The 23,778-nt window shown below is 46.2% G+C and carries 27 protein-coding genes; 10 read left to right on the top strand and 17 right to left on the bottom strand.

All coding sequences use genetic code 11. The features are described from left to right. Positions 1-39: 39 nt before the first annotated feature. Positions 40-1,704, top strand: coding sequence for a leucine-rich repeat domain-containing protein (locus tag V202x_RS05315; RefSeq protein WP_145171901.1), 1,665 nt, complete (start codon positions 40-42; stop codon positions 1,702-1,704). A gap of 131 nt (positions 1,705-1,835) precedes the next feature. Here the strand turns inward: V202x_RS05315 and V202x_RS05310 are convergent, their stop codons facing one another. The 5 genes from V202x_RS05310 to V202x_RS05290 all read right to left on the bottom strand — a co-directional run bounded on the left by V202x_RS05310 (position 1,836) and on the right by V202x_RS05290 (position 6,653). Beyond that, on the bottom strand, positions 1,836-2,588 hold the full coding sequence (locus tag V202x_RS05310) for a phytanoyl-CoA dioxygenase family protein (RefSeq protein ID WP_197993241.1): 753 nt from the start codon (positions 2,586-2,588) through the stop codon (positions 1,836-1,838). Positions 2,589-2,802: 214 nt separating this feature from the next. After that, positions 2,803-3,609: a MerR family transcriptional regulator gene (locus V202x_RS05305; RefSeq protein WP_145171896.1), complete on the bottom strand. Its 807-nt coding sequence runs from the start codon at positions 3,607-3,609 to the stop codon at positions 2,803-2,805. 162 nt (positions 3,610-3,771) lie between these two features. Beyond that, positions 3,772-5,232 carry a sulfatase gene (locus tag V202x_RS05300; RefSeq protein WP_145171894.1) on the bottom strand — a complete coding sequence of 487 codons (1,461 nt, stop codon included), beginning with the start codon at positions 5,230-5,232 and terminating at the stop codon, positions 3,772-3,774. Between the two features lie 316 nt (positions 5,233-5,548). Then, positions 5,549-6,199: a class I SAM-dependent methyltransferase gene (locus tag V202x_RS05295; protein ID WP_145171892.1), complete on the bottom strand. Its 651-nt coding sequence runs from the start codon at positions 6,197-6,199 to the stop codon at positions 5,549-5,551. A 16-nt stretch (positions 6,200-6,215) separates the two neighbouring features. Next, complete coding sequence (locus V202x_RS05290) at positions 6,216-6,653, bottom strand: MarR family winged helix-turn-helix transcriptional regulator (RefSeq protein WP_145171890.1); 438 nt, start codon at positions 6,651-6,653, stop codon at positions 6,216-6,218. A gap of 162 nt (positions 6,654-6,815) precedes the next feature. Between V202x_RS05290 and V202x_RS05285 the strand changes: the two genes are divergently transcribed. Both V202x_RS05285 and V202x_RS05280 read left to right on the top strand, forming a co-directional pair. Next, positions 6,816-7,265: a MarR family winged helix-turn-helix transcriptional regulator gene (locus tag V202x_RS05285; RefSeq protein WP_145171888.1), complete on the top strand. Its 450-nt coding sequence runs from the start codon at positions 6,816-6,818 to the stop codon at positions 7,263-7,265. Between the two features lie 59 nt (positions 7,266-7,324). Then, positions 7,325-8,662, top strand: a complete 1,338-nt coding sequence (locus V202x_RS05280; RefSeq protein WP_145171886.1) for an SCP2 sterol-binding domain-containing protein — start codon at positions 7,325-7,327, stop codon at positions 8,660-8,662. Between the two features lie 21 nt (positions 8,663-8,683). Here V202x_RS05280 and V202x_RS05275 read toward each other — a convergent pair whose 3' ends face one another. The 3 genes from V202x_RS05275 to V202x_RS05265 all read right to left on the bottom strand — a co-directional run bounded on the left by V202x_RS05275 (position 8,684) and on the right by V202x_RS05265 (position 10,966). Then, positions 8,684-9,085: a hypothetical protein gene (locus tag V202x_RS05275; protein WP_145171883.1), complete on the bottom strand. Its 402-nt coding sequence runs from the start codon at positions 9,083-9,085 to the stop codon at positions 8,684-8,686. 117 nt (positions 9,086-9,202) lie between these two features. Further along, positions 9,203-9,502, bottom strand: a complete 300-nt coding sequence (locus V202x_RS05270) for a hypothetical protein (RefSeq protein WP_145171881.1) — start codon at positions 9,500-9,502, stop codon at positions 9,203-9,205. 153 nt (positions 9,503-9,655) lie between these two features. Continuing rightward, the gene (locus tag V202x_RS05265; protein ID WP_197993240.1) at positions 9,656-10,966 is read right to left on the bottom strand and encodes an SUMF1/EgtB/PvdO family nonheme iron enzyme; all 1,311 of its coding nucleotides are present in this window, start codon (positions 10,964-10,966) and stop codon (positions 9,656-9,658) included. A 214-nt stretch (positions 10,967-11,180) separates the two neighbouring features. Here V202x_RS05265 and V202x_RS05260 point away from each other — a divergent pair, with 214 nt between their 5' ends. Further along, a complete protein-coding gene (locus V202x_RS05260) occupies positions 11,181-13,604 on the top strand; it encodes a right-handed parallel beta-helix repeat-containing protein (protein ID WP_145171877.1) in 2,424 nt (807 codons plus the stop codon). Positions 13,605-13,640: 36 nt separating this feature from the next. Here V202x_RS05260 and V202x_RS05255 read toward each other — a convergent pair whose 3' ends face one another. The 7 genes from V202x_RS05255 to V202x_RS05225 form a co-directional block, all read right to left on the bottom strand. After that, positions 13,641-14,261, bottom strand: coding sequence for a pyridoxamine 5'-phosphate oxidase family protein (locus V202x_RS05255; protein WP_145171875.1), 621 nt, complete (start codon positions 14,259-14,261; stop codon positions 13,641-13,643). Between the two features lie 96 nt (positions 14,262-14,357). Further along, positions 14,358-15,323 carry an alpha/beta fold hydrolase gene (locus V202x_RS05250; RefSeq protein WP_197993239.1) on the bottom strand — a complete coding sequence of 322 codons (966 nt, stop codon included), beginning with the start codon at positions 15,321-15,323 and terminating at the stop codon, positions 14,358-14,360. A gap of 58 nt (positions 15,324-15,381) precedes the next feature. Continuing rightward, entirely contained in the window at positions 15,382-15,969 is a 588-nt protein-coding gene (locus V202x_RS05245) for a carboxymuconolactone decarboxylase family protein (protein WP_145171871.1), read from the bottom strand. A 116-nt stretch (positions 15,970-16,085) separates the two neighbouring features. Then, entirely contained in the window at positions 16,086-16,667 is a 582-nt protein-coding gene (locus V202x_RS05240) for a TetR/AcrR family transcriptional regulator (RefSeq protein ID WP_145171869.1), read from the bottom strand. A 212-nt stretch (positions 16,668-16,879) separates the two neighbouring features. After that, complete coding sequence (locus V202x_RS05235; protein WP_145171867.1) at positions 16,880-17,218, bottom strand: hypothetical protein; 339 nt, start codon at positions 17,216-17,218, stop codon at positions 16,880-16,882. A 24-nt stretch (positions 17,219-17,242) separates the two neighbouring features. Beyond that, complete coding sequence (locus V202x_RS05230) at positions 17,243-17,734, bottom strand: hypothetical protein (protein WP_145171865.1); 492 nt, start codon at positions 17,732-17,734, stop codon at positions 17,243-17,245. A gap of 93 nt (positions 17,735-17,827) precedes the next feature. Further along, on the bottom strand, positions 17,828-18,175 hold the full coding sequence (locus tag V202x_RS05225) for a 50S ribosome-binding protein YggL (protein ID WP_145171863.1): 348 nt from the start codon (positions 18,173-18,175) through the stop codon (positions 17,828-17,830). Positions 18,176-18,842: 667 nt separating this feature from the next. Here V202x_RS05225 and V202x_RS05220 point away from each other — a divergent pair. From V202x_RS05220 to V202x_RS05195, 6 genes are read left to right on the top strand one after another with little or no spacing between them, the layout of a single operon-like run. Continuing rightward, positions 18,843-19,187 (top strand): ArsR/SmtB family transcription factor, encoded by a 345-nt coding sequence (locus tag V202x_RS05220; protein WP_145171861.1) that lies wholly within the window; start codon positions 18,843-18,845, stop codon positions 19,185-19,187. Beyond that, positions 19,184-19,642, top strand: a complete 459-nt coding sequence (locus V202x_RS05215) for an SRPBCC domain-containing protein (protein ID WP_197993238.1) — start codon at positions 19,184-19,186, stop codon at positions 19,640-19,642. Before V202x_RS05220 ends, V202x_RS05215 begins: the two co-directional genes overlap by 4 nt. Before the next feature lie 31 nt (positions 19,643-19,673). Next, the gene (locus V202x_RS05210; RefSeq protein WP_145171857.1) at positions 19,674-20,144 is read left to right on the top strand and encodes an SRPBCC family protein; all 471 of its coding nucleotides are present in this window, start codon (positions 19,674-19,676) and stop codon (positions 20,142-20,144) included. A gap of 48 nt (positions 20,145-20,192) precedes the next feature. Continuing rightward, positions 20,193-20,684, top strand: coding sequence for a DinB family protein (locus V202x_RS05205; RefSeq protein ID WP_145171855.1), 492 nt, complete (start codon positions 20,193-20,195; stop codon positions 20,682-20,684). 24 nt (positions 20,685-20,708) lie between these two features. After that, positions 20,709-21,104: an SRPBCC domain-containing protein gene (locus V202x_RS05200; RefSeq protein ID WP_145171853.1), complete on the top strand. Its 396-nt coding sequence runs from the start codon at positions 20,709-20,711 to the stop codon at positions 21,102-21,104. A gap of 2 nt (positions 21,105-21,106) precedes the next feature. Continuing rightward, positions 21,107-21,679 (top strand): hypothetical protein, encoded by a 573-nt coding sequence (locus V202x_RS05195; protein ID WP_145171851.1) that lies wholly within the window; start codon positions 21,107-21,109, stop codon positions 21,677-21,679. Positions 21,680-21,694: 15 nt separating this feature from the next. Here V202x_RS05195 and V202x_RS05190 read toward each other — a convergent pair whose 3' ends face one another. Beyond that, positions 21,695-23,209: an amidase gene (locus V202x_RS05190; protein WP_145171849.1), complete on the bottom strand. Its 1,515-nt coding sequence runs from the start codon at positions 23,207-23,209 to the stop codon at positions 21,695-21,697. 91 nt (positions 23,210-23,300) lie between these two features. Beyond that, a complete protein-coding gene (locus V202x_RS05185; RefSeq protein WP_145171847.1) occupies positions 23,301-23,678 on the bottom strand; it encodes a bleomycin resistance protein in 378 nt (125 codons plus the stop codon). Between the last annotated feature and the right edge of the window lie 100 nt (positions 23,679-23,778).

Raw genomic sequence — 23,778 nt, 5'->3', positions numbered from 1 at the left:
TGCTCTCATACTTTATCTGTGCTCTTTTTAAGAGATGTAATGGCAGAACAAACAGCAAACAAACAAAGATGGTTTGCCTGGTTCCGGTGGATCTGGAGAGCAGGTGTGCTGATGATGCTCATTTTGTTCGTCGGCATCGTTGTGCCTGTTATACAAAATGGCCGAGCGATTCAAAAAGTGCAATCACTTAATCCATCTTATTTTGGGACGAAACCCGGATTACTTTTGGAATCCCTTCCAGCAAATTGGCAGTCATGGCTTTACAATAACTTAGGGGATCGACTACTTCCCTTTGAAACGGTCATAGATGTTGGGTGTGAGTTCAATCAAGGTCTTGACGTATTAAGTGACTTTAAAGATTTAGAAGAACTTTCTATCCACGAAGAATCAAAAATCAGTGATGCAGATCTGATTCACATCAAAGAACTGATCAAATTAAAATCTCTTGATCTCTGGGGTGTCCACGTGGGCGATGCCGGTTTGATTTACTTGAGAGAACTCACAAACTTAAAAGAACTTGATCTCAGCGAAACTCAAGTGAGCGATGCCGGTTTAGTTCACTTACAAGGGCTCACAAACCTACAAGAACTCCATCTCAGCTATACTCAAGTCAGTGGGATCGGATTACAACATTTGAGCAGACTGAAGAAGCTGGAATGGCTTGACTTAACCGGTACACAGGCGATTAACGACGCCGGTTTAGTACACCTGAAAGGACTTACTAATCTGAAGGAACTCACATTTTATGAGCTTGAAGTGAGCGATTCAGGTTTGAGTCATCTGACGGGGCTCACAAGTCTCGAACATATCGATCTTGATTTCAAAAATGTAACTGATGTCGGGGTCTCTAATTTAAAAGAACTTTCGAATCTCAGCTCTCTTTATCTCCATAGCAGCCAGATAACTGATGCCGGGTTGATTCATCTCTCGGGTTTAACAAATCTGACATCACTCGATTTAAGCAATACACAAGTAAGTGATGTAGGCCTGGTCCACCTGAAAGAGCTCACGAATCTCGTAGAGCTTGAGCTCAATGAAACACATGTGAGTGACACAGGGGTTAGTCACTTAAAAAGATTTACAAAACTTGTAAAACTCGATCTAGGGAAAACACAAGTAAGCGACACAGGCTTGATCGTTCTGAAAGAATTCACGAATCTCGCAAGACTCAATCTTAGTGAAACACAAATAAGCAATGCGGGACTGATTCACTTGAAAGGGCTCACTAATTTAAAGATTCTCGAACTCGATGGAATCCAGATAAGCGATACAGGTCTGAGTCATCTCAAAGAATTAACAAAACTCGAGGAGCTGGAATCCGATTTTACTAACGTGACTGACGCCGGGTTAGCTTCTCTGAAAAGACTGACCAAGCTGAGGTGGCTTAAACTATACAACTCCCAGATTAAGGGGCCTGGATTGATCTATCTAAAAGAGCACCCGGAACTGCACGGGCTTTATCTGGGGGGTAGTCAGGTTGACGATGCTGGTTTGGTCTATCTGAAGGAACATGTGAATCTTTGGACTCTCAGCCTCGCAGGTACCAAAGTGAGCGATGCGGGATTAATTCATCTGCGAGGGCTCAAAAAATTGCATCGTCTTGATCTGAGAGACACACAAGTGACCGCTGCAGGGGTAGAATATCTCAAGAAGTCATTACCAAAATGTCGGATTGAATACAATCATGTTGCCCCATCACCTTGAAAAGATAGAGTGGCATCATTATCTGGCGGTGTATGACTACTGCTTCAATAGGTCTCACACAAGCTTTGCCAAGGTCCTTTGCCACGGAAACCCACCGTGGCAAAGGACAACCTATAACTAATTCAAATCGATCAAACGTTCAAACCTTCAGCCTGATGTTGTTCCTGTGCCATTGCCAGATACCGTGCATAAGCGACCTCATCACGCTGGCAGGAAACTCCTTTGAAAACCATGGCAAACGAACGGCGATGTCGTGTTTCAGACATATTTGCATCGGCACGGTGAATGGTCATTCCGTGATGGGCAATCGCATCTCCCGGTTGCAGGCGCGTGACGGCTTCGTTTGAGAAGTCATCGGGAGAGTAATCAACGATTCCCTGTGAAAATCCCAAGATCTTCGATTTGGCATGCTTTCGATATCCGTGCAGATGCGAGCCTTTGACGTATCGCAGGCAACCGTTCTCGGCATCGACTTCGTCCAGTGCCAACCAGATGGTTACCACATTCGATGGCACCAGACAAAAATAGTAATTATCCTGGTGCGGTGGCGTGACATGGTTCGTATTGGGTGGTTTATTAAACCACTCCGGCTGTTCGCAGCTTGCGGGTTCCCCGACAAGGGCTTCCGCCAACTCACACCATTTTTGATGTTTTGTATAATTGCTAAAGAACGAGTCCCCTCCCATATGCTGCATCTGCTTGAGTGTCTCGGGGCGACTGCGATCCACATAGAAGGCATCGGCATCGGGAAGCTGAGGAACCACATCACTAATATAACGGTCCAGATTCTCAGTCAACTCACTGAGTTCAGATTCGGAAAGAAACTGTCGCACGACTGCAAAACCATGCTGGTCATAACTTTGTTTTTCGGTTTCAAAAGCCATTATCATTCCTCAGACAAGTTGGTGTTTCAGAGAACCATTACCAATTTCACAATGCGGAAAATGGTAATCGAAATCCTCTGAAGTTTCCAACATTTTTTCTCACCTTTGACCGGAAATTTCACTCAGTGACTCACAAGACATTGTCGCTTGTCTTGTGTATCGCTTATAAAAAAGACTCAAAACTGTATCACAACTTTACGACAGATTATCTTTTTTACTTGATGAGCATCTGAATTTCCGTCAAATATTGTTTTGGATTACCTTTGAGAATCATACCTGGCCCCTTGAGGTAAATTTCACGCGTAGGAACTTCAATTTCATATCCTTTTTCCTTCACGTAGCGCAGGATTTTTCCATACGAATCGCCCAGATCATCATACGGGCCCTTATGGAGTAGAGAGACACAGCGACCGCCCGTTAATTCTCTGACGGAGATGTTATCTGTACTGGCACCTTTCCGAATGGGCATGCAGGCCTCGAAATCTGCGTCATCTTCTTTAAACTCAGTATCGTAATGCAACAGGAATGGTTCGCCGCAGATATGCCGATTGAATTTTCTGCCGAGCGTTCCGAATCCTGACGCACAGTCGCTGTATTTGCCGCGCATCCGAATTCCAGCGATGAGAATGGAATCGACTGATTTTTCCTCAACTTCGTATGTTGCGTTGTTCATAGCCTCTCTTGCCTCCCTTTCTTTGATAATGATTTGATCAAGAAAACCGCTGATGGCCCGGTATTCCCGCATTTTCTCTGATATTCTCTGCTTCTGCTGTTTGAGGTAGTCAAGAATATCAGCTTCGTCTTCATAATTGCCTAAAATCCCAGAAATATCAGCCAGTGTGAAATCAAGTTTTCGTAATTGTGTGATGACACGGGCGGTTTCGATTTTACTCTCTGCGTAATAACGATAGCCCGTTTGCTCATCAACATACGATGGTTCCAAGACTCCCTGTTCATGGTAAAAACGTAGTGTTTTCACTGTCAGACCGGTAATCTTCGAGAACTCTCCAATGCTAAACATAGTGGCTTTCTATCTGGAAATATTCAGTGGCAAACAAAGTTGACGGTAATATACGGCCTCCAGTAAGGGGAGAGTCAACCATAAAAGCAAAAGAAATTGAAAGAGAGGTTTCGGCTTCATATTCTAAGGAAACAGAGCCAAAATGTGATATTCAGTTTGCACTTAAAAGAGGGACGGCTGCATTTGTCCGTTCATTTCCTGCCATCGTGCTTTCAACGCATCAAGCTTTTCCGGATGCTGGGCGGCAAGGTTGTGTTCCTCAGCCAGATCGTTGGCAATATTATACAATTCCCAAGACGCTTTTTTTCTTTTGCCCTGCATGTTGACGAGCTTCCAATCACCAGACCTCAATGCGGTTCGATTCCCCTGCCGCCAGAAAAATTCTTCATGAGGTGTCCCTGTCTTCTCCCCGGTGAGATACGGCATTAAATCGCGTCCGTCGATCCCCCGGGGCAGACTCGCTCCCGCAAGCACTGCAGAAGTACTGAAGAGATCCATGCTGCTAACAGGACGCTGAAACGTCTGACGTGGCTTTAATGTGCCCGTCCAGCGCATCATAAACGGAACCCGCAATCCCCCTTCGTACATCGTCCCTTTACCGCCGCGAAGCGGAAGATTGCTGGAAGTGAGTTCGCGTGTCGGGCCGCCATTGTCACTGAGAAAAACAACGAGTGTCTTTTGATCGAGTTGTGCTTCATGCACTTGTTTAAGGATTTTGCCAACACTGTCATCCATTGACGCCAGCATGGCGGCAAAGATCCGCCGATGAATGTCTTCAATGTGCTGGAAACGCTGCATGTCTTTCAGCTTCCCTTGCAACGGACTGTGAACGGCATTATATGCGAGATAGAGAAAAAAGGGTTTGTCGCGGTGACGATCAATGAAACTGACCGCTTCGCGTGTGAAGGCATCGGTTAAGTACTCCCTTTCAATCACCGGTTGCCCACCGCGAATGATGGGGTTATTGGCGTCGTAGTCAGGTTCATTGTGCCCCATATGCGTTGAGTAGATTAGATTCTTACCGATCCAGCGTCCCTTGCCTCCGCCGGGGATGGTCTTACGACGCAACATCGTAGTCACACCTTCATAAGGAGGCGGAACGAAATAATGTCCCTCATGGACGAAACCAAAGAATTCATCAAAGCCATGACGAAACGGATGGTAGTCAGCCGCGCCTCCCAGATGCCACTTCCCAATCAAACCCGTTGTATAGCCTTGATCGTGCAGAAGTTCCGCTATGGTTTGCTCCTTTGGAGGCAGACCGGTTCCGGGATCTTCGTTACGAGCACCGATCGGATTGAATTCATATCCAAAGCGGGTTGGGATCTTACCCGTCAGCATTCCGGCACGAGAGGGACTGCAATTCGGTGCCGTGACGTAGGCCCGCGTAAATCGAATTCCCTCATTAGCAATGGAATCGATGTGGGGAGTCGGAATCTGCGGATTTCCCTGACAGCCCAGCTCACCATAACCAAGATCATCGGCCAATAGGATAATGATATTGGGCTGGTCAGCCGCCTGAATTGAATTCATAGTACAGAGTGAAATGAGCAATAGTAAGAGTGATTTGATGGAACTTGTAATTCTACTAGAGTCAATCATTGAATAAAAAGGAATAAACATGGCAAGCCTGATCTTTGGTCTTTGGAATAGTTGAGATGATATTGGAGAACTAACAGAAACGAATGATAAGAATATTGTAACCAGAGCTTTAAATACTGCACACGTTATTCACATAGTTTTGTTCAATTTCGCCTCTCGTTATTTCATATTTATTCAAACCTCGCCACTTAAAACAAGTTGTTTTGCTTGATAGATCAATACAATAAATCTGTATCATGATTTAGAATTTTCATTCTTTAACTAGTCCTGTTTTCAAAACCTTTGTAAGTAAAGCTGTGTACTTAAATGAACAATCAAGGTGTGATGCAAAATAGAATTATTTCTTCGAAATCAAACAAACTATTTTTCTGCCGGCTTCCCGTTCGACTCGTCTGATTTCAGAAAAACCCGCAGTTTGCAAACGTTGTTTGGCCTGTTCAATGTGCTGCTCAGTGAAGCCGGGAGCAGAAAACAGCCGCTTTTGTGGTAGAGCGGTACGCAAACCAATTAATAGTTGTCCGTTCATTTTCAAAACGCGGTGGACTTCGTTGAGTCCCCCTATTGGATCTGACCAGTGGTGAAAACTATTCACAGCAAACACTTTGTCGAATGTTTCCTCATCAAATGGTATTTGTGAGGCTGATCCCAACTGAAGATCGACCTGACCTGTTTGAATCCCACGTCGATTGCGGCGGGATGCCTGTGATAACATCAGTACGGAAGGATCAACGCCCGCAATCCGTGTGGCCTTCGTTGTCTTAATAAGCTCTTGAATGGCTGTACCGGGGCCAAATCCGATCTCCAGTACGGTTTCATTCGGTTGAACATCAAGTAATTCAACGACTGCCTGATTCATGGATCGATTCTTAGTCGCCATGAGCCGACCAACTAACGATCCCAGAAATCCTGTAGGATGTCCAAACTGTCGTGCCAGACCGTGAGACTTGCAGACACTGATGAGATGCGATTCAGATGAACTTGCCGTCATGATGTGTTTCCCTGATTCATTCCTTTTCAAAGCACTCTCGAACCGACCGCAGTGTGCGTGTGGCCTGTGTGAGCCTGGATTCTGAAAACTTTGCGGACAGAGTTTGAAAGACTTCAGCTTCTCTCAACTGCATCTTTTCGACAAAGACGCGTCCGGTGCCAGTCAGTTGAACAAGTTTGGAGCGCCTGTGATGCGGGTTGTCGATGAATTCAACATATCCTTCCTCCACGAGTGGGTTCACGAGGCTCTGAATGTGTTGGCGCGAGACCGGACGCGCACGCGCCATCTGGGGAACTGTTTGTGGACCATTTTCATACAGCCCTTTTAATACCCCCCGCTTTCCGGCAGCGAGTTCGCCTCCCCCGTGAAGCTCATTGGCAACCACTCGTAAACGGTGAAACAGCAGGACGGTCTCGTCGATCAAATTTTCAATGGATGGTTTTTTCTGATTCATGACAACTATATTGTCATGTTGACAATATAGTTGTCAATATGAACGATTAAAAAATTAACGTTTTATCCTTATCTTGAAATCGACAATCATTTGAAGATCTTCGGATACAGTACTTGACACACATTTGTTTGTATATACAATAAAATACGGTCGAGGAAAGAGATGAAAAACAACAAGCTAGACAATTTGACCGACCTGATTGCCAGTGAGTGCATTGCCGTCCGGATGAGAATCCTGAATCGAGTGATCTCAAAGATCTATGATGATGCGCTGCGCCAGACGGGTGCTAAAGTCAGCCAGATGAATATCCTGGTTGCGGTTGGCAAGCTGGGCACGGCTCGACCTGCCGATGTGTGCGCGGCTTTGCATCTCGATGTTTCCACGCTCAGCCGCAATGTCGAACGCATGAAGGCTCGAGGTTGGCTGGAGGTCATTCCTGATGAAGATGGAAGGGCACAACCTTTTCGTCTGACAAGCGAAGGTAGAAAACTCTTAGAGCAAGCAGCCCCCGCGTGGAAAGAGGCGCAAGAACAAGCGAAGCAACTCTTAGGAGCAAATATTACTGGGCAATTAAATCAAGCTGTAAAACGAGTGAATAAAATCAATTCCTGATTTTCACTTTCTCTTTTTTTTACCATTTAATTGTATATACAAATAAAAAGGATGTAATAATGAACCTGGAAGAACACCCTACAGTGAGGAGCATCCGTCAACAGGAAACAGACAGAATCGAGAAAGTGGCTCAGCCACTCGATGCCAACTGGCTACGTCAACTCGTCCTTGATACGGGGGCCGACGATGTCGGTTTCGTCGAAATAGAAAGGCCGGCATTGGATGATCAACGGGAAGACATCCTGAATGCTTTTCCTCGTACCAAAACGCTGATCAGTTATGTTGTGCGGATGAACCGGGAACCGATTCGTTCGCCTGCGCGTTCGGTGGCAAATCTCGAATTTCATCACACAGGTGATGAGGTCAATGAGATAGGCCGTGATCTCGTAAGGACATTGGAGGACGAAGGTATCAAAGCGCTCAATCCGTCCATGGGTTTTCCCATGGAGATGGACAATTTTCCGGGAAAGATTTGGGTCGTGTCACACAAACCGGTTGCTGTGGCTGCAGGCTTGGGAATGATGGGTATACACCGTAATGTCATTCATCAGAAGTTCGGTAACTTTATATTACTGGGGACGATTCTGGTTGATGCCGAAGTTTCCAAGTATGGCCGACCCATCGACTTTAATCCTTGTCTGGAATGCAAACTCTGTGTGGCCGCCTGCCCTGTGGGAGCGATTTCTCCAGAAGGGGACTTTAACTTTTCAGCCTGTTACACGCACAATTATAAAGAGTTCATGGGAGGCTTCACCGATTGGACCGAACAAGTGGCCGACAGCAAAGATGCTGTCGATTATCGCCATCGCGTCAACGATTCCGAATCCGCTTCGATGTGGCAGAGCCTTTCCTTCGGTGCGAATTATAAAGCTGCCTATTGTCTATCAGTCTGCCCTGCAGGTGAAGATGTGATTGCACCGTACCTTGCTGATAAGAAAGCACATCTCAAAGAAAATGTACGTCCGCTGCAGCAAAAGGAAGAAACAATTTATGTTCTCAAGAATTCCGATGCCGAGCAGCACGTTGCCAAACGGTTTCCTCACAAACAGACGAAGCATGTGGGCAATAGTTTGCGTCCCAGTAACATTGACGGATTCCTCCGAGGAGTACCACTGGTCTTTCAACCTGGTAAGTCAAAGGCTTTGAACGCGACATATCACTTTACTTTTATCGGTGATGAAGTAAAAGAAGCCACGATTGTGATCCAGAATCAGAAAGTCAATGTTGAAGAAGGACATCATGGCGTACCCGATTTACGCGTGACCGCGGATACAAAAACGTGGCTCGGCTTTTTAAAGAATGAAAAAAACATCGTCTGGGCATTGCTGCGGCGGAAGATTCGTCTGAAAGGCTCCCCCAAACTCTTGCTTGCTTTTGGGAAATGCTTTCCCCAATAAGTCTTCAAGAAAAGACATCGTTTAAAGATCGGGAACTAATTCTTTATGGTCTCCTCTGGCATAGCGAATGACATCAATGATATCCATGATCAGAGACAACGAATTCACGACTATCACTCCCCTAACCCAGAGTCCAAAAGAATCATCAGGGGGAATCTGATTAAGACGCATTGCGAGCCAACCGACGAGCGGAATCCATAGAATATGCCCCAGACCAAGAATGCGTGTGAATCCAAAGCGAGCCGTCAGGAATGACATGAGCAGAGCTGCCCCAAAGATTGCAGCCAGAGTTGCCTGTGCTTCAGTGTGATGCAGAAATAAAATCGGAGTAAAGCCATTAAAAAAGATGAGCACGAATAGCCAAGCTTTAATGGGCTTCGGCATACTCATGACACCTTTATTAAATTTGACAAATCCTTGCATCGTCTCTCCTTCAGTTTGTGAGTTGATCCCCTGCCGTCACAGACTGGTACGATAGCCTGTTGTGATTTCTGTTTCAATGTCGTTATGAAATTAGACATGTGAACCGGTTCATCGACATCACTTCTGCAACTTGTGTGGATTATGGTTCGGACACTCTTTGTCACTACAGCGTTCAGGAATTGTCTTTGTTCCTTCCATCATCAAAGCACCACAAGTCTTGCGATTTCGCTTATGTTTGCAATGTTTTCCTGTAGGACGGGTCTTCAACCAAAACTTGCACTTGCGACGTGCCGAACAGGCCCACATCAGACCAAACCGCCCTCGGGTCGGCACAATTTCTCCTTCTGTGCATTCAGGACAGGCAATTCCTGTGGAAGACAGGTCAGTATGTTCGCAACAGGCAGCCTTCTTTTTCATGAGAACTTCTCAGAGAAGAAATGAAATTCTGGATTGAATTTTAGAAACCAATCAAATTCTATCGAATGATTTGTCCTCAAACTGTGAATTACTTCACGATTGAGAGAATCGAGCCTTGATTTGATCTACTCTTCAAACTATCTAACCAGAAGCTCACTGGAGATCTCTGACAGAACTGATACAGCGAAAGCCGAGGCAGCGACCTCTTGCCAGTGGAGTGCGGCCGCGGCGATAGGAGCTGCGACACAATTGGGCGGGGCCCACCCAGCTTCCGCCCCGTTCGCTGCGCACACGGGTGTTCGTCTGGTTGAAGGGATTCCGATGCATGGCTCCTAGTCTTTGATAGAATTCAGCGTCGTACCAGTCTCGGCACCACTGCCAGACATTCCCCGCCATATGATGCAGGCCAAACAGCGACATCCCTAACCTGGCATTGACATCAGCTAAAGGAAGTTCGCTGACGTCATAACGGATAGACTTCCGATGGAAGCCAAATCGCATTCTATCTTGGGATGGTGATTCAGATCCCCACGGATAAGGCTGCGAAGTCTGTCCTCTGGCCGCGTATTCCCATTGTGCTTCAGTGGGCAGATAACTGCCTGCGTCTGTGTGAGATTCATCCTGATAGCGCAGCCAAAGTTTGTCATTCGCCCAGAGTGAATAGGCATTCGCTCCATACCAGGAAACCAGAATCATCGGCCATTTCTCACAGCCAGGTAGTGGCTGCCATTCTGATCCTTCCTTTCTGATTAACATGTGAATGTTTCGATCATCATCGGCGTCGAGTACAAACCAGTCTGTCAAATAGGAATCCGGTACTTCACCAATCGAATTCAAAAACCGGCAATAGGCGGTGGTCGAAACAGGTTCAGCGTCAATCAGGAATGCGTCCAGTTCGACGATGTGCTTCGGCTTTTCATCAGCAATTGCATCGGGACGATCGCTCCCGATTTCGACTTCATCAGCAGTGGGAATCTGAATGCACCGCATACCGTCAGAGCGTCTGCGAAACTGAGGGTATGAACTCTTTGTCTCAACAGATTCGAATAAGTTTGATTTAGTCGAACCGTTTCTTTCCCAGCGTCCATCTAACTGGGTGAATGAAAACGATTCTGTCGATGTCATTGCGACTTTTGGTTGACGAAAATGGCGACTCCGATCAGGTGTTCCCGTTCCCTGATTGAGGTAGACCAGTTCTGTCAAGTCTGCCAGACGAAAGGGCTGTCGAGTGAAAATAGTCTTATACACGGGATCAGAAGACTCAGATGGTTCGGGGAGACTGGTATTAAATGCGTCTTCCAGCTCCATTAATAACTCAACTGCATCCAAGCTATCACAACGCAGGTCTTCGATCAGTCTATCACTGAGAGAAATCTGATTACGAGGAAAACCTAATTGTTCCGACGCGACATCTAAAACTTTCTGTTCGATCTCGCTAAGTCGCAACTGTGGTTTAGTGGTCATAAAATGTTCCTCTAAATGAAACGTCGACTTCATTCATCTTAAGCTTCGTATTTTAACTAATCGTCACGTCGGTCACTTTGTTCTTATTCGTGAATACTATACCTCCAGAGAAAATGAAGCAAATCCCTCCATACTGTCGAAGTAGCTCATGAGGGCCTGCATGTAAAACAAGTCGATTGTATTTAAAACGATTTTAGAAACAAACAAGATTTTCATGCTAGCGCGAATTCCTCACTTTCAATTTGTTTTGAGCCTCTTTACGTCCCTTGCGCTAGTCCTCCTTGCCCCATCCCAGACTTCCGGCCAGGATCCCACCTGGCTGGAAGAGGATGATTACCTGTATCGTGCCTACTTCGACTTTACGGGAATGGCAGGTGGAGTCAACGATACCGGACAGGGGTTATTGTTTATTCCATTGTCACAAGATGAAGAAAGTCTGTTCTTTGCCGATTTGCGGGGCAATATCTTCGATGACTCCTCAGCAGAGGGGAATTTTGGACTCGGCTATCGTCAAATGATGAATGACCAGTGGATTGCTGGCGCGTATGGCTTCTTCGATGTCCGCCGTAGTGAGTATGGCAATATCTTTCGTCAGGGAAGTTTCGGTGTGGAACTGCTGAGTATTGAATGGGATTTCCGGGCCAATGGTTATGTCCCTACACTAAAACAAAAGCGGGTTGATTCGCTGTCTACCGCATACTTGAGTGGAAATAACATTGTTGTACAGGGCGGCGAAGAACGCGCGTACTGGGGAACCGATTTTGAAGTGGGTCGTCTCTTGAAAACCTTTGATGAGATGAATGTGGATGTTGAACTGCGCGGGTATGTCGGCGGATATTACTTTGATAATTCGGCCCCCGGCTTTAAAGAAATGGCGGGACCGCGGACGCGCGTGGAATTTCGGATGTTCGATTTGCCTTTTCTGGGGAATGGATCGCGTGTAGTCCTGGCTGGTCAGTATCAATACGACGAATTGCGCGGTTCGCAAGGTACCGGCATGTTGACAATTCGTGTCCCTCTACCGGGAAATGGGGACAGTCAAAAACTGACTCGGTTCCAACGCCGTATGGTCAACCCGATTGTACGTGATATCGATATCGTATTGAACCAGGCACGGGGGCCTGTGGAACAGGCTAAGCTTCAACAGACGGGTCAGGTATTAAATAATATTACCATTATCGATGCCAATACTGTCGGTGCTGAAACGGTCTTTAATGGTGCCGGAACCGACAGCGTGGTCCTCTTCGATGGTAGTGCCGGTACGATTGATACCAGCACTGGGTTTGTCTTTAACAATGGTCAGCTCGCACTAGCTGGTGGAAAGAGCGTAAACGTCGTCGGTTGTAATTCAGGTGCCGTTGCCAGCTTCAATTATGGTTCTCGACCGACGGTCAATGGAACGGTCAATACGATTGATGTCTTTACCATGGCCGATAACTCCAGCATCGTGGGTATGAATATTACTGGCGGCCAGAATGGAATTTACGGGAACAACATCAGCGGCTTTACAATGGCTTGCAACACGATCAGTGGCGCTTTGGAAGACGGAGCGCATTTAGACGGTACGATCAACGGAACGATCATTGACAATACATTCAGCACAAATGGTACGACGACAGACAACGATGGTCTCGAAATAGAAAACTTTGTCGGCGGCAGTATCACAGGTAATACATTTAGAAACAACGATTATGGTTTCTACAGTTCCAATGAGATCAGCGGGGGAACCATCGCCCATAATACGGCCCACGACAATACCTATGATGGATTTACTTTTACTAATATCAGCGGAGGAACCATTTCAAATAATACCTCACGAGATAATGGCGAAGATGGATTTTTTTTCTTTGGTACCATGTCTAACGGAGTTTTCTCAAATAACATAGCCAGTAATAATCACAACTTCGGATTCAACTTTTTTCAGATGACCGGAGGAACTATCAGCGGCAATCAGGCGATTGACAATGATTTCGCAGGTTTTGCTTTCTTCGGTGCGATCTCTGGTGGAACGTTCTCTAGTAACATCGCTGATAAGAACGATGACGGATTTTACTTCGATCAGGACATTACAGGGGGCACATTCTCTGGAAACACGGCAAGTAACAACAGGTTCAATGGGTTTTATTTTGCTGATGACGTATCGAACATGACATTCACAGGAAACGTCGCGAGTGAAAATGTAACGAATGGAATCAAATTTGGGGATACCGTCGGCGTGGGAACGATCATCAGCAATAATTCGGCGATTGATAACAAAGATGATGGATTTGATTTCGATGATGTCGCAGGCGGTACTATCAGTAATAACTTTGCCTCAGGAAACCTGGAAGATGGTTTTGATTTTGATGATGTCTTCCTTGGTGGTACATTCAGTAATAACGTATCAGTCAGTAATACTTTCAATGGATACGATTTCATTGCACCGATTGTCGACGGAACAATTACAAATAACAGTGCCCAGAGCAACTCAGCCGATGGTTTCTTCGTGAATATTTTCAGTGGTGCTAACACAGCCACTTTCTCAAACAACACGGCGACCCAAAACACAGCAAAAGGCTATAACGTCTTATCCGGTACACCACAAAACGGAGTGGGGACGAACACCGGTTCCGGAAATGCAAGCGACAATAATTACTGATCAACAGAAAGCAGTTTACAAGGGTGACTGCTTTCTTCAACGGCCAGACTCTAAGGCACTTTGGAGTCTGGTCACTTTTTCTTTGAGTAACTCGTTCTCAGCCTTCAGCTTTTCAATGACCGGTAAGATATCTTCTCGGGAAAACCGTCTGTGAATGTGTTGATGGCAGTTCATGTCCCAGGCTTCAATCGAAAACAGAATCGCTCGTTCAGGTTTGGCTGGATACTCCGGATCGTGTAAGCGATTGATTAATTCCTCATCATCCTCAACGACTTTCGCCGTTCCCCAGAGTTTAATGCGGCGGCTGTTGACATAATCCATCAGAAACAGAAACGCTTTGGGATTTTCAGACAGATTCCCGAGCGTAATATATTGCCGATTACCGCCAAAGTCAGCGAAACCCAATGTCTTCTGGTCGATTACTTTGAGAAAGCCGCGGCTTCCCCCACGGTATTGAATATAAGGTTGTCCTGCTCCATTGGTTGTGCCCAGATAAAACATATCCAGGCTTCCTATGAATTCTTCGAGTATCGGAGTCACTTCTGTGAGCCAGCCATGCCCGCGCTCTACTTTTGAATAAGTGGAGCGTGAACCTTTTTGTGTTTGAATGGTTTTGACGGCCGGTGTAAAGGCGATATCACTCGGGTACTCGTACATCACTCGGCTTCCCCAAAAATGCTGAAAGGAAATCAAAAATCACCGGGCCTTGCAAATGGCTTCGCAAGACCCGGCGCTAGGACCAGTGCCAGGTACTTAATTTGATGTGGCCACATTTCTGTGCAGGAAACTCCGCATTGTTTGAGCGATCTTATCGCCATCTTCTTCCAGCGCGAAGTGTCCCGTATCTAATAAATGAAATTCCAGGTTTTTCAAGTCGCGTTTGTAAGGGTATGCCCCTGCATCGGGGAAGATTTGATCGTTCTTTCCCCAGACAATCAAGGTAGGAGGTTGGTATTTACGTAAATACTTCTGCCATTTCGGATAGAGTGGCGGGTTACTGCCATAACTGTAGAACAATGCTAATTGAATTTCCTGATTTCCAGGTCGATCCAACAAAGGCTGCACGTGCCCCCACGTATCGGGACTGATGGTTTCCGTGTTTCGCACGCCATGTGTGTATTGCCACTTGGTGGCGTCCAGTGTCAGGAATCCACGCAATTTGTCTCCCTGTTCCGTCGTTCGATGATTCCAGTATTCTTTGATCGGAACCCAGAATTTGTTATCGAGACCTTCATCGTATGCGTTTCCATTTTGGATAATCAGTGAATCAACCCGTTCCGGATGTTTGACGGCCAACCGAAAGCCAACCGGCGCTCCATAGTCCATCAGATAGAGTGAGTACTTTTTTAGCTCTAGCTGTTCTGTGAATGTTTCGACGACATTCGCCAGATTGTCGAAGGTATATTCAAATTTATCAACGGATGGCGCAGAACTATGCCCATAACCGGGATAGTCCGGCGCAACCACATGATATTTGTCTGCTAACGCGGGAATCAGGTTGCGAAACATATGCGATGACGTAGGAAACCCATGTAACAATAAAACGGTTGGAGCATCCTTGGGACCTGCTTCCCGATAGAAGATGTCGAGGTCATTGACTTTGACCGTTCGGTGTAGAACCTGCGTGTCATTCACTGCTTCCGCCTGCACTTTGTATCCGGTTGTGCTCACGAAAGCGAGCACAACCAGAGTCAGGACTGTCTGTTTCCAAGATCGCATTTGAATTCTCCCTTTAATTTACGTGTTGTTATTAAAAAGTATTAAATTTCTGAAACAATTAGTGGCAGCAGCTACCGCCATCAGTAGAACAGGCAGCCACAGGCTCTTCTGCCAACGCTTCGACTTCAGGGAAGTCGACTTCTGTTTGAGCCAGATGATTGAAATAGTTCGTAAAGATATTCAATGCGACATTGGCAACCACTTCGGTGATTTCTGCATCACCAAAACCAGCATCACGAAACTCCTGAAGATCCTGATCTGAAACAAAGCCGCGTTTCTCAACAATCTTCCGCGAGAATCTCATCAAGGCATTCGTCTTTTCGTCCGCATCGGATCCGGATCGACTCGACTGGATTTCCTCGGCTGTGAGACCTAGGTTTTTTCCAATCGCAGAATGGGCGGCCAGACAGTATCCACATTGATTGAACTCACCCACATTCAAAGCAATTTGCTCTCGGTTTTTCGCGGAGAGTGCGCCTGCACCAAGAGAACCACTGAATTTGAGATAAGCATCCAGAACCGCGGGAGAATTGGCCATCGTTTTCATGATATTGGGAGTGATACCCAATTTCGCTTTGACGCCGTCCAACAAAGTTTTGGCTTTACCAGTCGCAGTTTCAGGTGAAACAGAATTTAAACGTTGCATCGTTCGTCTCCTTCGTATCAATCACAGTTCAAAATATTTGTCGGGCAACTCACCCAACATCAAACAAGAAATAAACAGACAGGTCTGTATATTTACAATCAAAAAAAGAGAAACAACTATCTTCGCTTCGCTTTTGAAATCAAATCAAAGGCCGCCTCGCGGGCAATATCTGCCGCCTCGGGAGTTCCCTCGCTGACGGCGGTCACAATCGCCCCTTCAACCAGAATGGCAATTGCGGGTGCCGCAGCAGCGGCCTTCTTCCCTTCCGAATCAATAATAATCTGCTTTAACATCTCATGGAATTGACGTTTATGTTCTGTGCTAAACTGGGAAGCGGCGTGTGTCGCATCTGCCAGTTCTGCTGTCGCATTAATAAACGAACAACCTCTATAACTTGGGTTTTCAAACCAATTTCGTAGTACAATAAAAAATGCCTTGAGCGGTTTCACCCCTTCTTCAATATGACGATTCATATTTTCCTTGAGAAACTGATCAAACTGTTCCTCACGGTATTTCAACACTTCCAGAATTAAATCATCCTTAGACGGAAAATGGTTATACAACGTCATCTTAGCCACGCCGGCTTCGGCGATGACTCTATCGATTCCCACACATCGAATTCCTTCTGAATAAAACAGCTTTTCAGCTGTTTCCAGGATTCGTTTGCGGGCACTTGATGTTCGCTGTGTCTTGCTCATGTCTTAATTATACAGACCTGTCTGTTTATGTCAAGTGGTTGTTTAAAGTTTTTCTAAAAATTTAGGGGTCGGCCATTTCGAGCTACCATCACAGAATTATCAGGGTTCAACCACTGGAGCGACCGCTAATGACTTGCCAGATCGTCTTGAATCTGTTGCTGAGTTTCCAGCTGTTTCAATTCTTCCAGTGACGACTCATGCCCTGATCTGAGCTACTGTTGCTGAAACTGGGGATCCTCTCCAATGTCCGATGACCATTGGATCAATTTTCCTGTCTCATCGAAAACATAAGCGGCTGGACCGGAGGGTAAGGCAAGCCCCACTTCATCCATGGAGCTGTATGCGATGAAAAAAGTCGTTCCCTGTTTATTGATCTTGGTTATATAACTTGGCGGGCGCTCCTGAGCAAGATATTCGGAGACGTTTGTGAACTTGCCTTCAGGGTTGTTCAAAGAGTCCCAATGATTATGAGATAAGACATTGGCACACATCAAAAGGAATGGGACGATTATGAAACCGATAATCCAATCATGCTTAGTATGACTTTTCATCTGCCTGATCCAAGCGACTAATTTTTAGGACGACGAGCGAATTTTGGTTTCGTTTGTGGTTAGTGTTTGAGTAAAGCCAGCAGCAGGTTTCCTAACACTCACGATGACAATAATTACCATTGTGACCACGGCTGCAATCAGAGAAATTCCAGGATCAATTAGAACGTTTTTGTGTAACCCTTTATACGTCGGATAAAAGATATCTGTCAGCAACAGAGACAGGACTGTCACCGAGCTGATAAGAATCAATGACCGCATAAACCGAATACCCTTGTGTGGTGTATAGGCTGCAAATGCAGCAAGAGCAAAAACTGCTGCACTGTGCAGTCCCGTATGAAGTATCCATTCAGGTCTGTTTCTGATTAGATATTCTTGACGCGCAATTTGGTCTTGTCTCTCACTACGTGTCAAAGAATCAGATGAAGTTGGCCAGGGAATACTAAAAATAACAGTGGGAATAAGAAAACCAACCAGTGCAAATAACAGTGATTTCTGAAGTCCCCGTTTGATATTCATTATTTCTGATTCTCCTGTCTCTCATTTGACAAGCCTTCAGAATATAACCTTGATTGAATTATAACGAATTTCATGTCAGTTCCCTATTAAATTTTAGTTCGCATTTTCGATGCTGTCAGACTCCTCGAAAGGACCATACCAAAGGTCAATGAGTTTTCCGGTTACATAATGATCAACATCTGGACGGCGATCTAACCAGGTCTTGATTGCCTTTAACCTTTCTTCGGGATGATTTGACTTTGTCCCTAATTGAATGATTCCGTCGAAAGAATCATCCATGCCACCGATTCCACAGCAACAGTGATTTCCTTCAATGGCTTGTTCAATAAAATCGTCAAGAAAGGAATCGAAATCAACACAGGTTGTTCTTTTGATCGTGATCGAAGTTCCCCATTCTTTGAACTCTCCCAGATGCTTCTTTTTTCGGAGTCGTTTTTTCATATTTTTCTTAGAAATAAAGTACAAGAGTAATCCGAAGCCCCTTCACAGAACTTATACGAACAGGGCATTTCAATACCATAATCATTTAAAGCGGAAACCAATATGTTTCACCTGAATTCTTAGATTCAATCAGGGTCTCCGTCGGATGAAAATACTTTCGATCGATCATAATTAATGGTGAGAAAAAATAACCGAGATCATTATCCCGGCTGACATACATCCCTTTGATATTTTTGAATTTTGCTTGGTATCGGCACCCTTTAGGATTCCAAGTGGAAATATCAGAAACGGATAGGCCCATGCTGCGATATCTGACTTTCCCAGACTGATTGAAATAATAGCCGCCATGGTAGGAGAGTATGCAATAAATTCCTACGTAAATGCTGATAGTGATTACGATTCCCATCAGAGAAAACTTTACGCGGTTGCTAAGTTTCAAAATCCTTTCTCCTTTCTTATGAGGAGGTCTGATTCGCTACTTAACTACAATCATGAATTGACCAATCCTGATTTAAGTTCATTCTATCGCATTTGACAGGCAAATCAGAAATAGAATCTCAAAAGTGGAAAACCTATTTTTATGAATCGTGGTAAAGTTTCAGCCGAATCGGGTCTAATAAAATGCGGGTGACTTGACATGACAGTTCCTTGTGCATAAATTAACCATATGGTTAATTCAAGAGCACAACAACTTGACGAGACCTTTTTTGCTCTGTCTGATCCGACGCGTAGAGCCATTATTGCGCGGCTGGCCGATGGTGATTCGACCGTAGCAGAACTTTCGGAACCGTTTTCAGTTTCGGCACCGGCGATCTCGAAGCATCTGCGAGTCCTGGAACGCGCGGGGCTCTTAACGCAGGAACGGGATGGCCGTGCACGCAGGTGCCATCTGATGCCGGAACCCCTCAAAGAAGCTGCCGAATGGGTCGAAAAGTACCAACGATTCTGGGAAGGGAAACTCGATCAACTCGTGAAATACCTCGAACAAAGTCAGCAGGAAAAACAAACATGATCGAAAAATATTCGGATGACAATTCTCTGACCATACGACGTACGATCAATGCGCCACGGCAACTGGTATTTGATGCATGGACACAGATTGAACATTTGAAAAACTGGTGGCGGGCCAGCCCCGCTTGGTCGACCGAAATCGCTGAGGTTGATCTGCGTGTTGGTGGAAAATATCGACTCGGAATGCGCGACCCGGACAAAGAAGGCCCCTTTACCTGTTATGGTGAGTTCGTTGAGATTGTCCCTCCGGAAAAACTGGTCTATACCTGGTCGTGGGAGATGTCGACAGCGGACATCGGCGAGACACTCGTGACAGTAGAATTCCTGGAACAAGACGAAGCAACGGAACTTGTATTGACACACGAGCGGTTCCCGAATGCAGAAGCAGCCAGCGAACATACCAAGGGCTGGACAGGCTGCATCGAGGGGCTGTCCCGTCTTGTGGAGTCTGCCTGATGGTGCTGTTCTTCGAAGAGAGGACTGTTAGATGAATGGTTTTCGATATGAAACAAAAATCGCGAAATCACCCTCCGACGTTTATGCTGCATTGACCACGAAGCCAGGTATCCAGGGTTGGTGGACGCCCGATTGCGATGTTCCCTCACAAATCGATGATCTTCTAAAAGTACGGTTTGGTGAGATGTTTCACACCTACAAAGTCGAGTCTCTGCTACCTTATGAAGAAGTTTGTTGGAACTGTGTTGAGCATTTTCACAATATGCCGGGGCTCACAAAATTTGACGAGTGGGTTGGAACTCGGCTCTCTTTTCGACTAAAGGCTATCGAAGAGGGAACACAATTGTTATTTGAGCATGAAGGCTTAACAGAGCAATTAGAATGCTATCCACACTGTTCCGAGCGTTGGCCTTTCTTTCTTGGTGTGAGCTTGAAAGAATATGTAGAGATCGGAACAGGCAGACCTTATATTGATCAGGAGCCTGCCGAATTTGATACATGAAGACATCAAACATTAACTAACGTCAAAATCTCTTCTAAGGACAAAACAATGAGTATTGCCGCACACATTAAAAACGAATTACAACTCCCCACATCAGTCGTACAAGGCTATCTTCAGGATCTCTCGGATGAGGATTTAATGCGTCGTCCTGTCGAGAATGCGAATCACATTGCCTGGCAGCTAGGCCATCTGATCGTCGCAGAGCACGACCTCAACAATATGGTCTGTCCCGATTCGATGCCTGCCTTACCTGAAGGGTTTGCAGAAAAACATAGCAAGGAAACCGCATCCAGCGATAATCCTGGCGATTTCTGCACGAAGGACGAATATCTGAAATACATGGATGAACAACGGGCGGGGACATTGGCTTTACTGGATCGCTTGAGTGATGAAGAGCTTCAGGTGCCCGCTCCCGAGCATCTCAAAATGTTTGGTGGTACGGTCGGAGCCGTCATTGCCGGCCAGTCAGCACATTGGATGATGCACGCTGGTCAATGGGTGATTGTGCGTCGGCAACTTGGCAAAGAAGCGTTGTTTTAACCAAAACTAAAGAGCGAGAAAAAAATGACGATCGAATTCACGGTTTCGGATATCATCCCGGCATCACCACAAGAAATTTACGATACCTGGCTCGACAGTCACGGTCACTCCCGAATGACGGGCAGCCCTGCCCATGCAACGGCAAACGTAGGTGACTCTTTCGATGCCTGGGAAGGACATATCACCGGCAAGAACCTTGAATTAGAACCGGGGAAACGAATCGTACAATCGTGGCGGGCAGCAGATTATACCGAGTCGGACGGGCATTCCCAAATCGAAGTCGCTCTCGAACCTGCTGAAGGTGGCACAAAAATCACGCTCACGCATCGTAATGTACCAGATAACCAAACCGGCCATCAGGCCGGCTGGTTGTCGCATTATTTCGAACCCATGAAGCACTATTTTGGTGAGAGCAAATAATCATGAAAAGAACTGTGCTGGGAATCATCATTGCGGCCATCGTGCTTTATATCTGGGGTTTTATCTATTGGGGCTTTGGACCTTACAGTACGATGATCTGGAAAAAATCAACAGATGATGTCGCCGCGGGGAAAGCACTTCAGGAATTTTTTCCTCAAAACGGAACTTACTTTGTTCCCAGTTTTGATCAGGATCAGAAACTAGTAGAAACGCTTTACGAGGAAGGGCCTGTGGCGTATGTCCATATGCTTTCGATCAATGGCAGGCCAATCATGGCTGATTTTTCGAATCTGATTCAAGGGTTCTTTCTGAATCTCGTCGTAATCATACTGATCGCAATTTTACTAAATCAAGTTTGCACATCGCTTCCCGGGTATCTTGATCGCGTCAAATTTGTCGCACTGGCAGGATTGATTTCAGCGATTTTCTATGATTGCGGCGATGCGGTCTGGTGGATGCTCGACTGGTCCTGGGAACTCTATCAGGCGTTTTATGGTTTTTCAGCCTGGCTGGTGATTGGTTTGATTCTGGCAAAGTTTATTGAGCCGGAGATGAAACAAGATTCGCCGACATAATCTCGCAGCTCATGCTCAGACTGAAACCGACTCTACAAAGCCGGGAGGACGTCTGACTTGTGTTGCTTGCTCAAACGCGTAGGCGTAGCTGATCAGCTTGCCTTCCTGATAAGCACCCGCGAAAAAAGAGAGTCCAATGGGAAGGCCGTGTACGTAACCTGCCGGAACTGTAATATGCGGATAACCGGCGAGTGCCGGAGGTGTGGAACAACCAGAACTACCACCGAGTTTGAGAATGTTGTCACCTACGACAGGATCGATCACAAAGGCAGGCGTCCCTTCCGTAGGTGCAATGATCGCGTCGAGCCGGTGCTCTTTTAATGCTTTGTCGATTCCATCGGTGCGCGAGAGACGATAGCACTCGGCTTTTGCATCCAAATAAGCGGCATCGTTCAAGTCGCCTTTCGCCTGTGCGATTTCTAACAATTCTTGCTGGAAGAACGGCATCACCTGCTCTGCATGAGCTCGATTGAACTGAATCAACTCTGCAAGGTTCTTGACTTTCGCCCCCGGATGCTCAGCTAGATAGCGATTCACGCTTGCCTTAAACTCGTATAGGAACAGTTCCAGTTCGAGTTCGCCAAACATCGGCAACGTACTTGCCTGGACAGGGTCGACGATGACCGCCCCCAATTCTTCCAGCTGACGAATGGCGTTTTCAATGATGGCATCGGTCCCTTCGTGATCGCCAAAACATTCGCGGGCGACGCCTAATCGGGCGCCTTTGATCATTGTAGTATCAAGAAACTGGCAATAGTCTTGTTCGCTCTGGTCGACACTGGACTGTGTCGCCGGATCGCGTGGATCAACACCAGTCAACGCAGTCAGGACCGTGGCTACATCTGCAACACAGCGCGCCATCGGCCCCGCCGTATCCTGAGGAGATGAAACACCAATGACCCCCGAACGACTCACGAGACCAACCGTTGGTTTGAGTCCCACGATGTTGTTGGTCGATGACGGCCGCACGATGGACCCATCGACTTCAGCACCAATGGCGGCGATACACAGATTGGCGGCGACTGCTACCGCCGATCCGGAACTGGAACCGAGCGGGCTGCGGTCCAGAACATAGGGATTGCGTACCTGTCCGCCACGACTGCTCCAGCCACTGCATCCTCGTGTTGAACGCATATAGCCCCACTCGCTCATATTTGTTTTTCCGAGCAAAACAGCACCAGCATCACGTAATTTTTCGACGAGTAACGCATCCTGTGGCGCAATATTACCTTCCAGTGCCAGTGAGCCAGCCGTTGTCTGCATCTTGTCTGCCGTGTCGATACTATCTTTAATCAGTATGGGCACACCATGCAGCGGACCGCGTGGACCACTTTGGTCTCGTTCTCGATCTAATGCTTTGGCAATTGCCAACGCATCCGGGTTAACCTCGATTACTGATCGTAGTGTGGGACCAGCGGTATCAATCTCTGAGATGCGCTTCAAGAACGCTTCGCAGAGACTGACTGAAGTCCATTGCCCTTGATCAAACAAAGTCTCTAGATCTGAGATTGTATACTCTGGCACTTCCATCGTGTTCTCTTTTCAGACTTGTTGTTGAGAGAGCCATTTGTAATACAACATGAAAAATGGCTGGCAATTTTACGAATCAATTGTGCTGACTTTATTCTTCCTTACTCACATTCTCTTCAAACGTAATCAGATTTTTATCTCCATCACTAATGGCAAATTCTTTGCTGCCCCAGGACGTCTCTTCCAGTGGCGCGTTCGGATGCACTACGCCAAGGGGTTCGTACTCCTGATAGAGTTCGTCGATTCCCTTCACTACGATGCGGCAGCCACATTGAGTTGGTAACTCAGGATCCGAACACTGCCAGAGATGGATGCAAACATCATCCCGTTTAACAATGGCATACGGTTCTTCACTGAGAAACGCGATTTCAAAGCCGAGTGTGTCGCGATAGAATTCAACAGCTTGTTTTACATCGGGAGATGGTAAAACAGGAACGCCCGTGCGAAATTGGGACTTTGATTGATCCATAGCAAGGGTGACCTCACTTGATTGAATACAGAATCAACAATTGAAAATGAGCTGGCTCTGAAATGAATTCAGAGCCAGCTCATACATTTCTTTTTTTGGA

Source organism: Gimesia aquarii, from assembly GCF_007748175.1.
GTDB classification, from domain to species: domain Bacteria; phylum Planctomycetota; class Planctomycetia; order Planctomycetales; family Planctomycetaceae; genus Gimesia; species Gimesia aquarii_A.
This window is presented reverse-complemented; position numbering and strand designations above follow the sequence as displayed.

Coding starts and splice junctions, on each gene's coding strand:
- V202x_RS05260 (WP_145171877.1), top strand. CDS start 11,181: ATGCTAGCGCGAATTCCTCACTTTCAATTTGTTTTGAGCCTCTTTACG.
- V202x_RS05185 (WP_145171847.1), bottom strand. CDS start 23,678: ATGGATCAATCAAAGTCCCAATTTCGCACGGGCGTTCCTGTTTTACCA.
- V202x_RS05245 (WP_145171871.1), bottom strand. CDS start 15,969: ATGCAACGTTTAAATTCTGTTTCACCTGAAACTGCGACTGGTAAAGCC.
- V202x_RS05305 (WP_145171896.1), bottom strand. CDS start 3,609: ATGTTTAGCATTGGAGAGTTCTCGAAGATTACCGGTCTGACAGTGAAA.
- V202x_RS05315 (WP_145171901.1), top strand. CDS start 40: ATGGCAGAACAAACAGCAAACAAACAAAGATGGTTTGCCTGGTTCCGG.
- V202x_RS05205 (WP_145171855.1), top strand. CDS start 20,193: ATGAGTATTGCCGCACACATTAAAAACGAATTACAACTCCCCACATCA.
- V202x_RS05250 (WP_197993239.1), bottom strand. CDS start 15,323: ATGCGATCTTGGAAACAGACAGTCCTGACTCTGGTTGTGCTCGCTTTC.
- V202x_RS05255 (WP_145171875.1), bottom strand. CDS start 14,261: ATGTACGAGTACCCGAGTGATATCGCCTTTACACCGGCCGTCAAAACC.
- V202x_RS05200 (WP_145171853.1), top strand. CDS start 20,709: ATGACGATCGAATTCACGGTTTCGGATATCATCCCGGCATCACCACAA.
- V202x_RS05265 (WP_197993240.1), bottom strand. CDS start 10,966: ATGACCACTAAACCACAGTTGCGACTTAGCGAGATCGAACAGAAAGTT.
- V202x_RS05195 (WP_145171851.1), top strand. CDS start 21,107: ATGAAAAGAACTGTGCTGGGAATCATCATTGCGGCCATCGTGCTTTAT.
- V202x_RS05220 (WP_145171861.1), top strand. CDS start 18,843: ATGGTTAATTCAAGAGCACAACAACTTGACGAGACCTTTTTTGCTCTG.
- V202x_RS05280 (WP_145171886.1), top strand. CDS start 7,325: ATGAACCTGGAAGAACACCCTACAGTGAGGAGCATCCGTCAACAGGAA.
- V202x_RS05275 (WP_145171883.1), bottom strand. CDS start 9,085: ATGCAAGGATTTGTCAAATTTAATAAAGGTGTCATGAGTATGCCGAAG.
- V202x_RS05230 (WP_145171865.1), bottom strand. CDS start 17,734: ATGAATATCAAACGGGGACTTCAGAAATCACTGTTATTTGCACTGGTT.
- V202x_RS05210 (WP_145171857.1), top strand. CDS start 19,674: ATGAATGGTTTTCGATATGAAACAAAAATCGCGAAATCACCCTCCGAC.
- V202x_RS05285 (WP_145171888.1), top strand. CDS start 6,816: ATGAAAAACAACAAGCTAGACAATTTGACCGACCTGATTGCCAGTGAG.
- V202x_RS05215 (WP_197993238.1), top strand. CDS start 19,184: ATGATCGAAAAATATTCGGATGACAATTCTCTGACCATACGACGTACG.
- V202x_RS05295 (WP_145171892.1), bottom strand. CDS start 6,199: ATGACGGCAAGTTCATCTGAATCGCATCTCATCAGTGTCTGCAAGTCT.
- V202x_RS05290 (WP_145171890.1), bottom strand. CDS start 6,653: ATGAATCAGAAAAAACCATCCATTGAAAATTTGATCGACGAGACCGTC.
- V202x_RS05225 (WP_145171863.1), bottom strand. CDS start 18,175: ATGAAAAAACGACTCCGAAAAAAGAAGCATCTGGGAGAGTTCAAAGAA.
- V202x_RS05235 (WP_145171867.1), bottom strand. CDS start 17,218: ATGAAAAGTCATACTAAGCATGATTGGATTATCGGTTTCATAATCGTC.
- V202x_RS05310 (WP_197993241.1), bottom strand. CDS start 2,588: ATGGCTTTTGAAACCGAAAAACAAAGTTATGACCAGCATGGTTTTGCA.
- V202x_RS05190 (WP_145171849.1), bottom strand. CDS start 23,209: ATGGAAGTGCCAGAGTATACAATCTCAGATCTAGAGACTTTGTTTGAT.
- V202x_RS05300 (WP_145171894.1), bottom strand. CDS start 5,232: ATGTTTATTCCTTTTTATTCAATGATTGACTCTAGTAGAATTACAAGT.
- V202x_RS05240 (WP_145171869.1), bottom strand. CDS start 16,667: ATGAGCAAGACACAGCGAACATCAAGTGCCCGCAAACGAATCCTGGAA.
- V202x_RS05270 (WP_145171881.1), bottom strand. CDS start 9,502: ATGAAAAAGAAGGCTGCCTGTTGCGAACATACTGACCTGTCTTCCACA.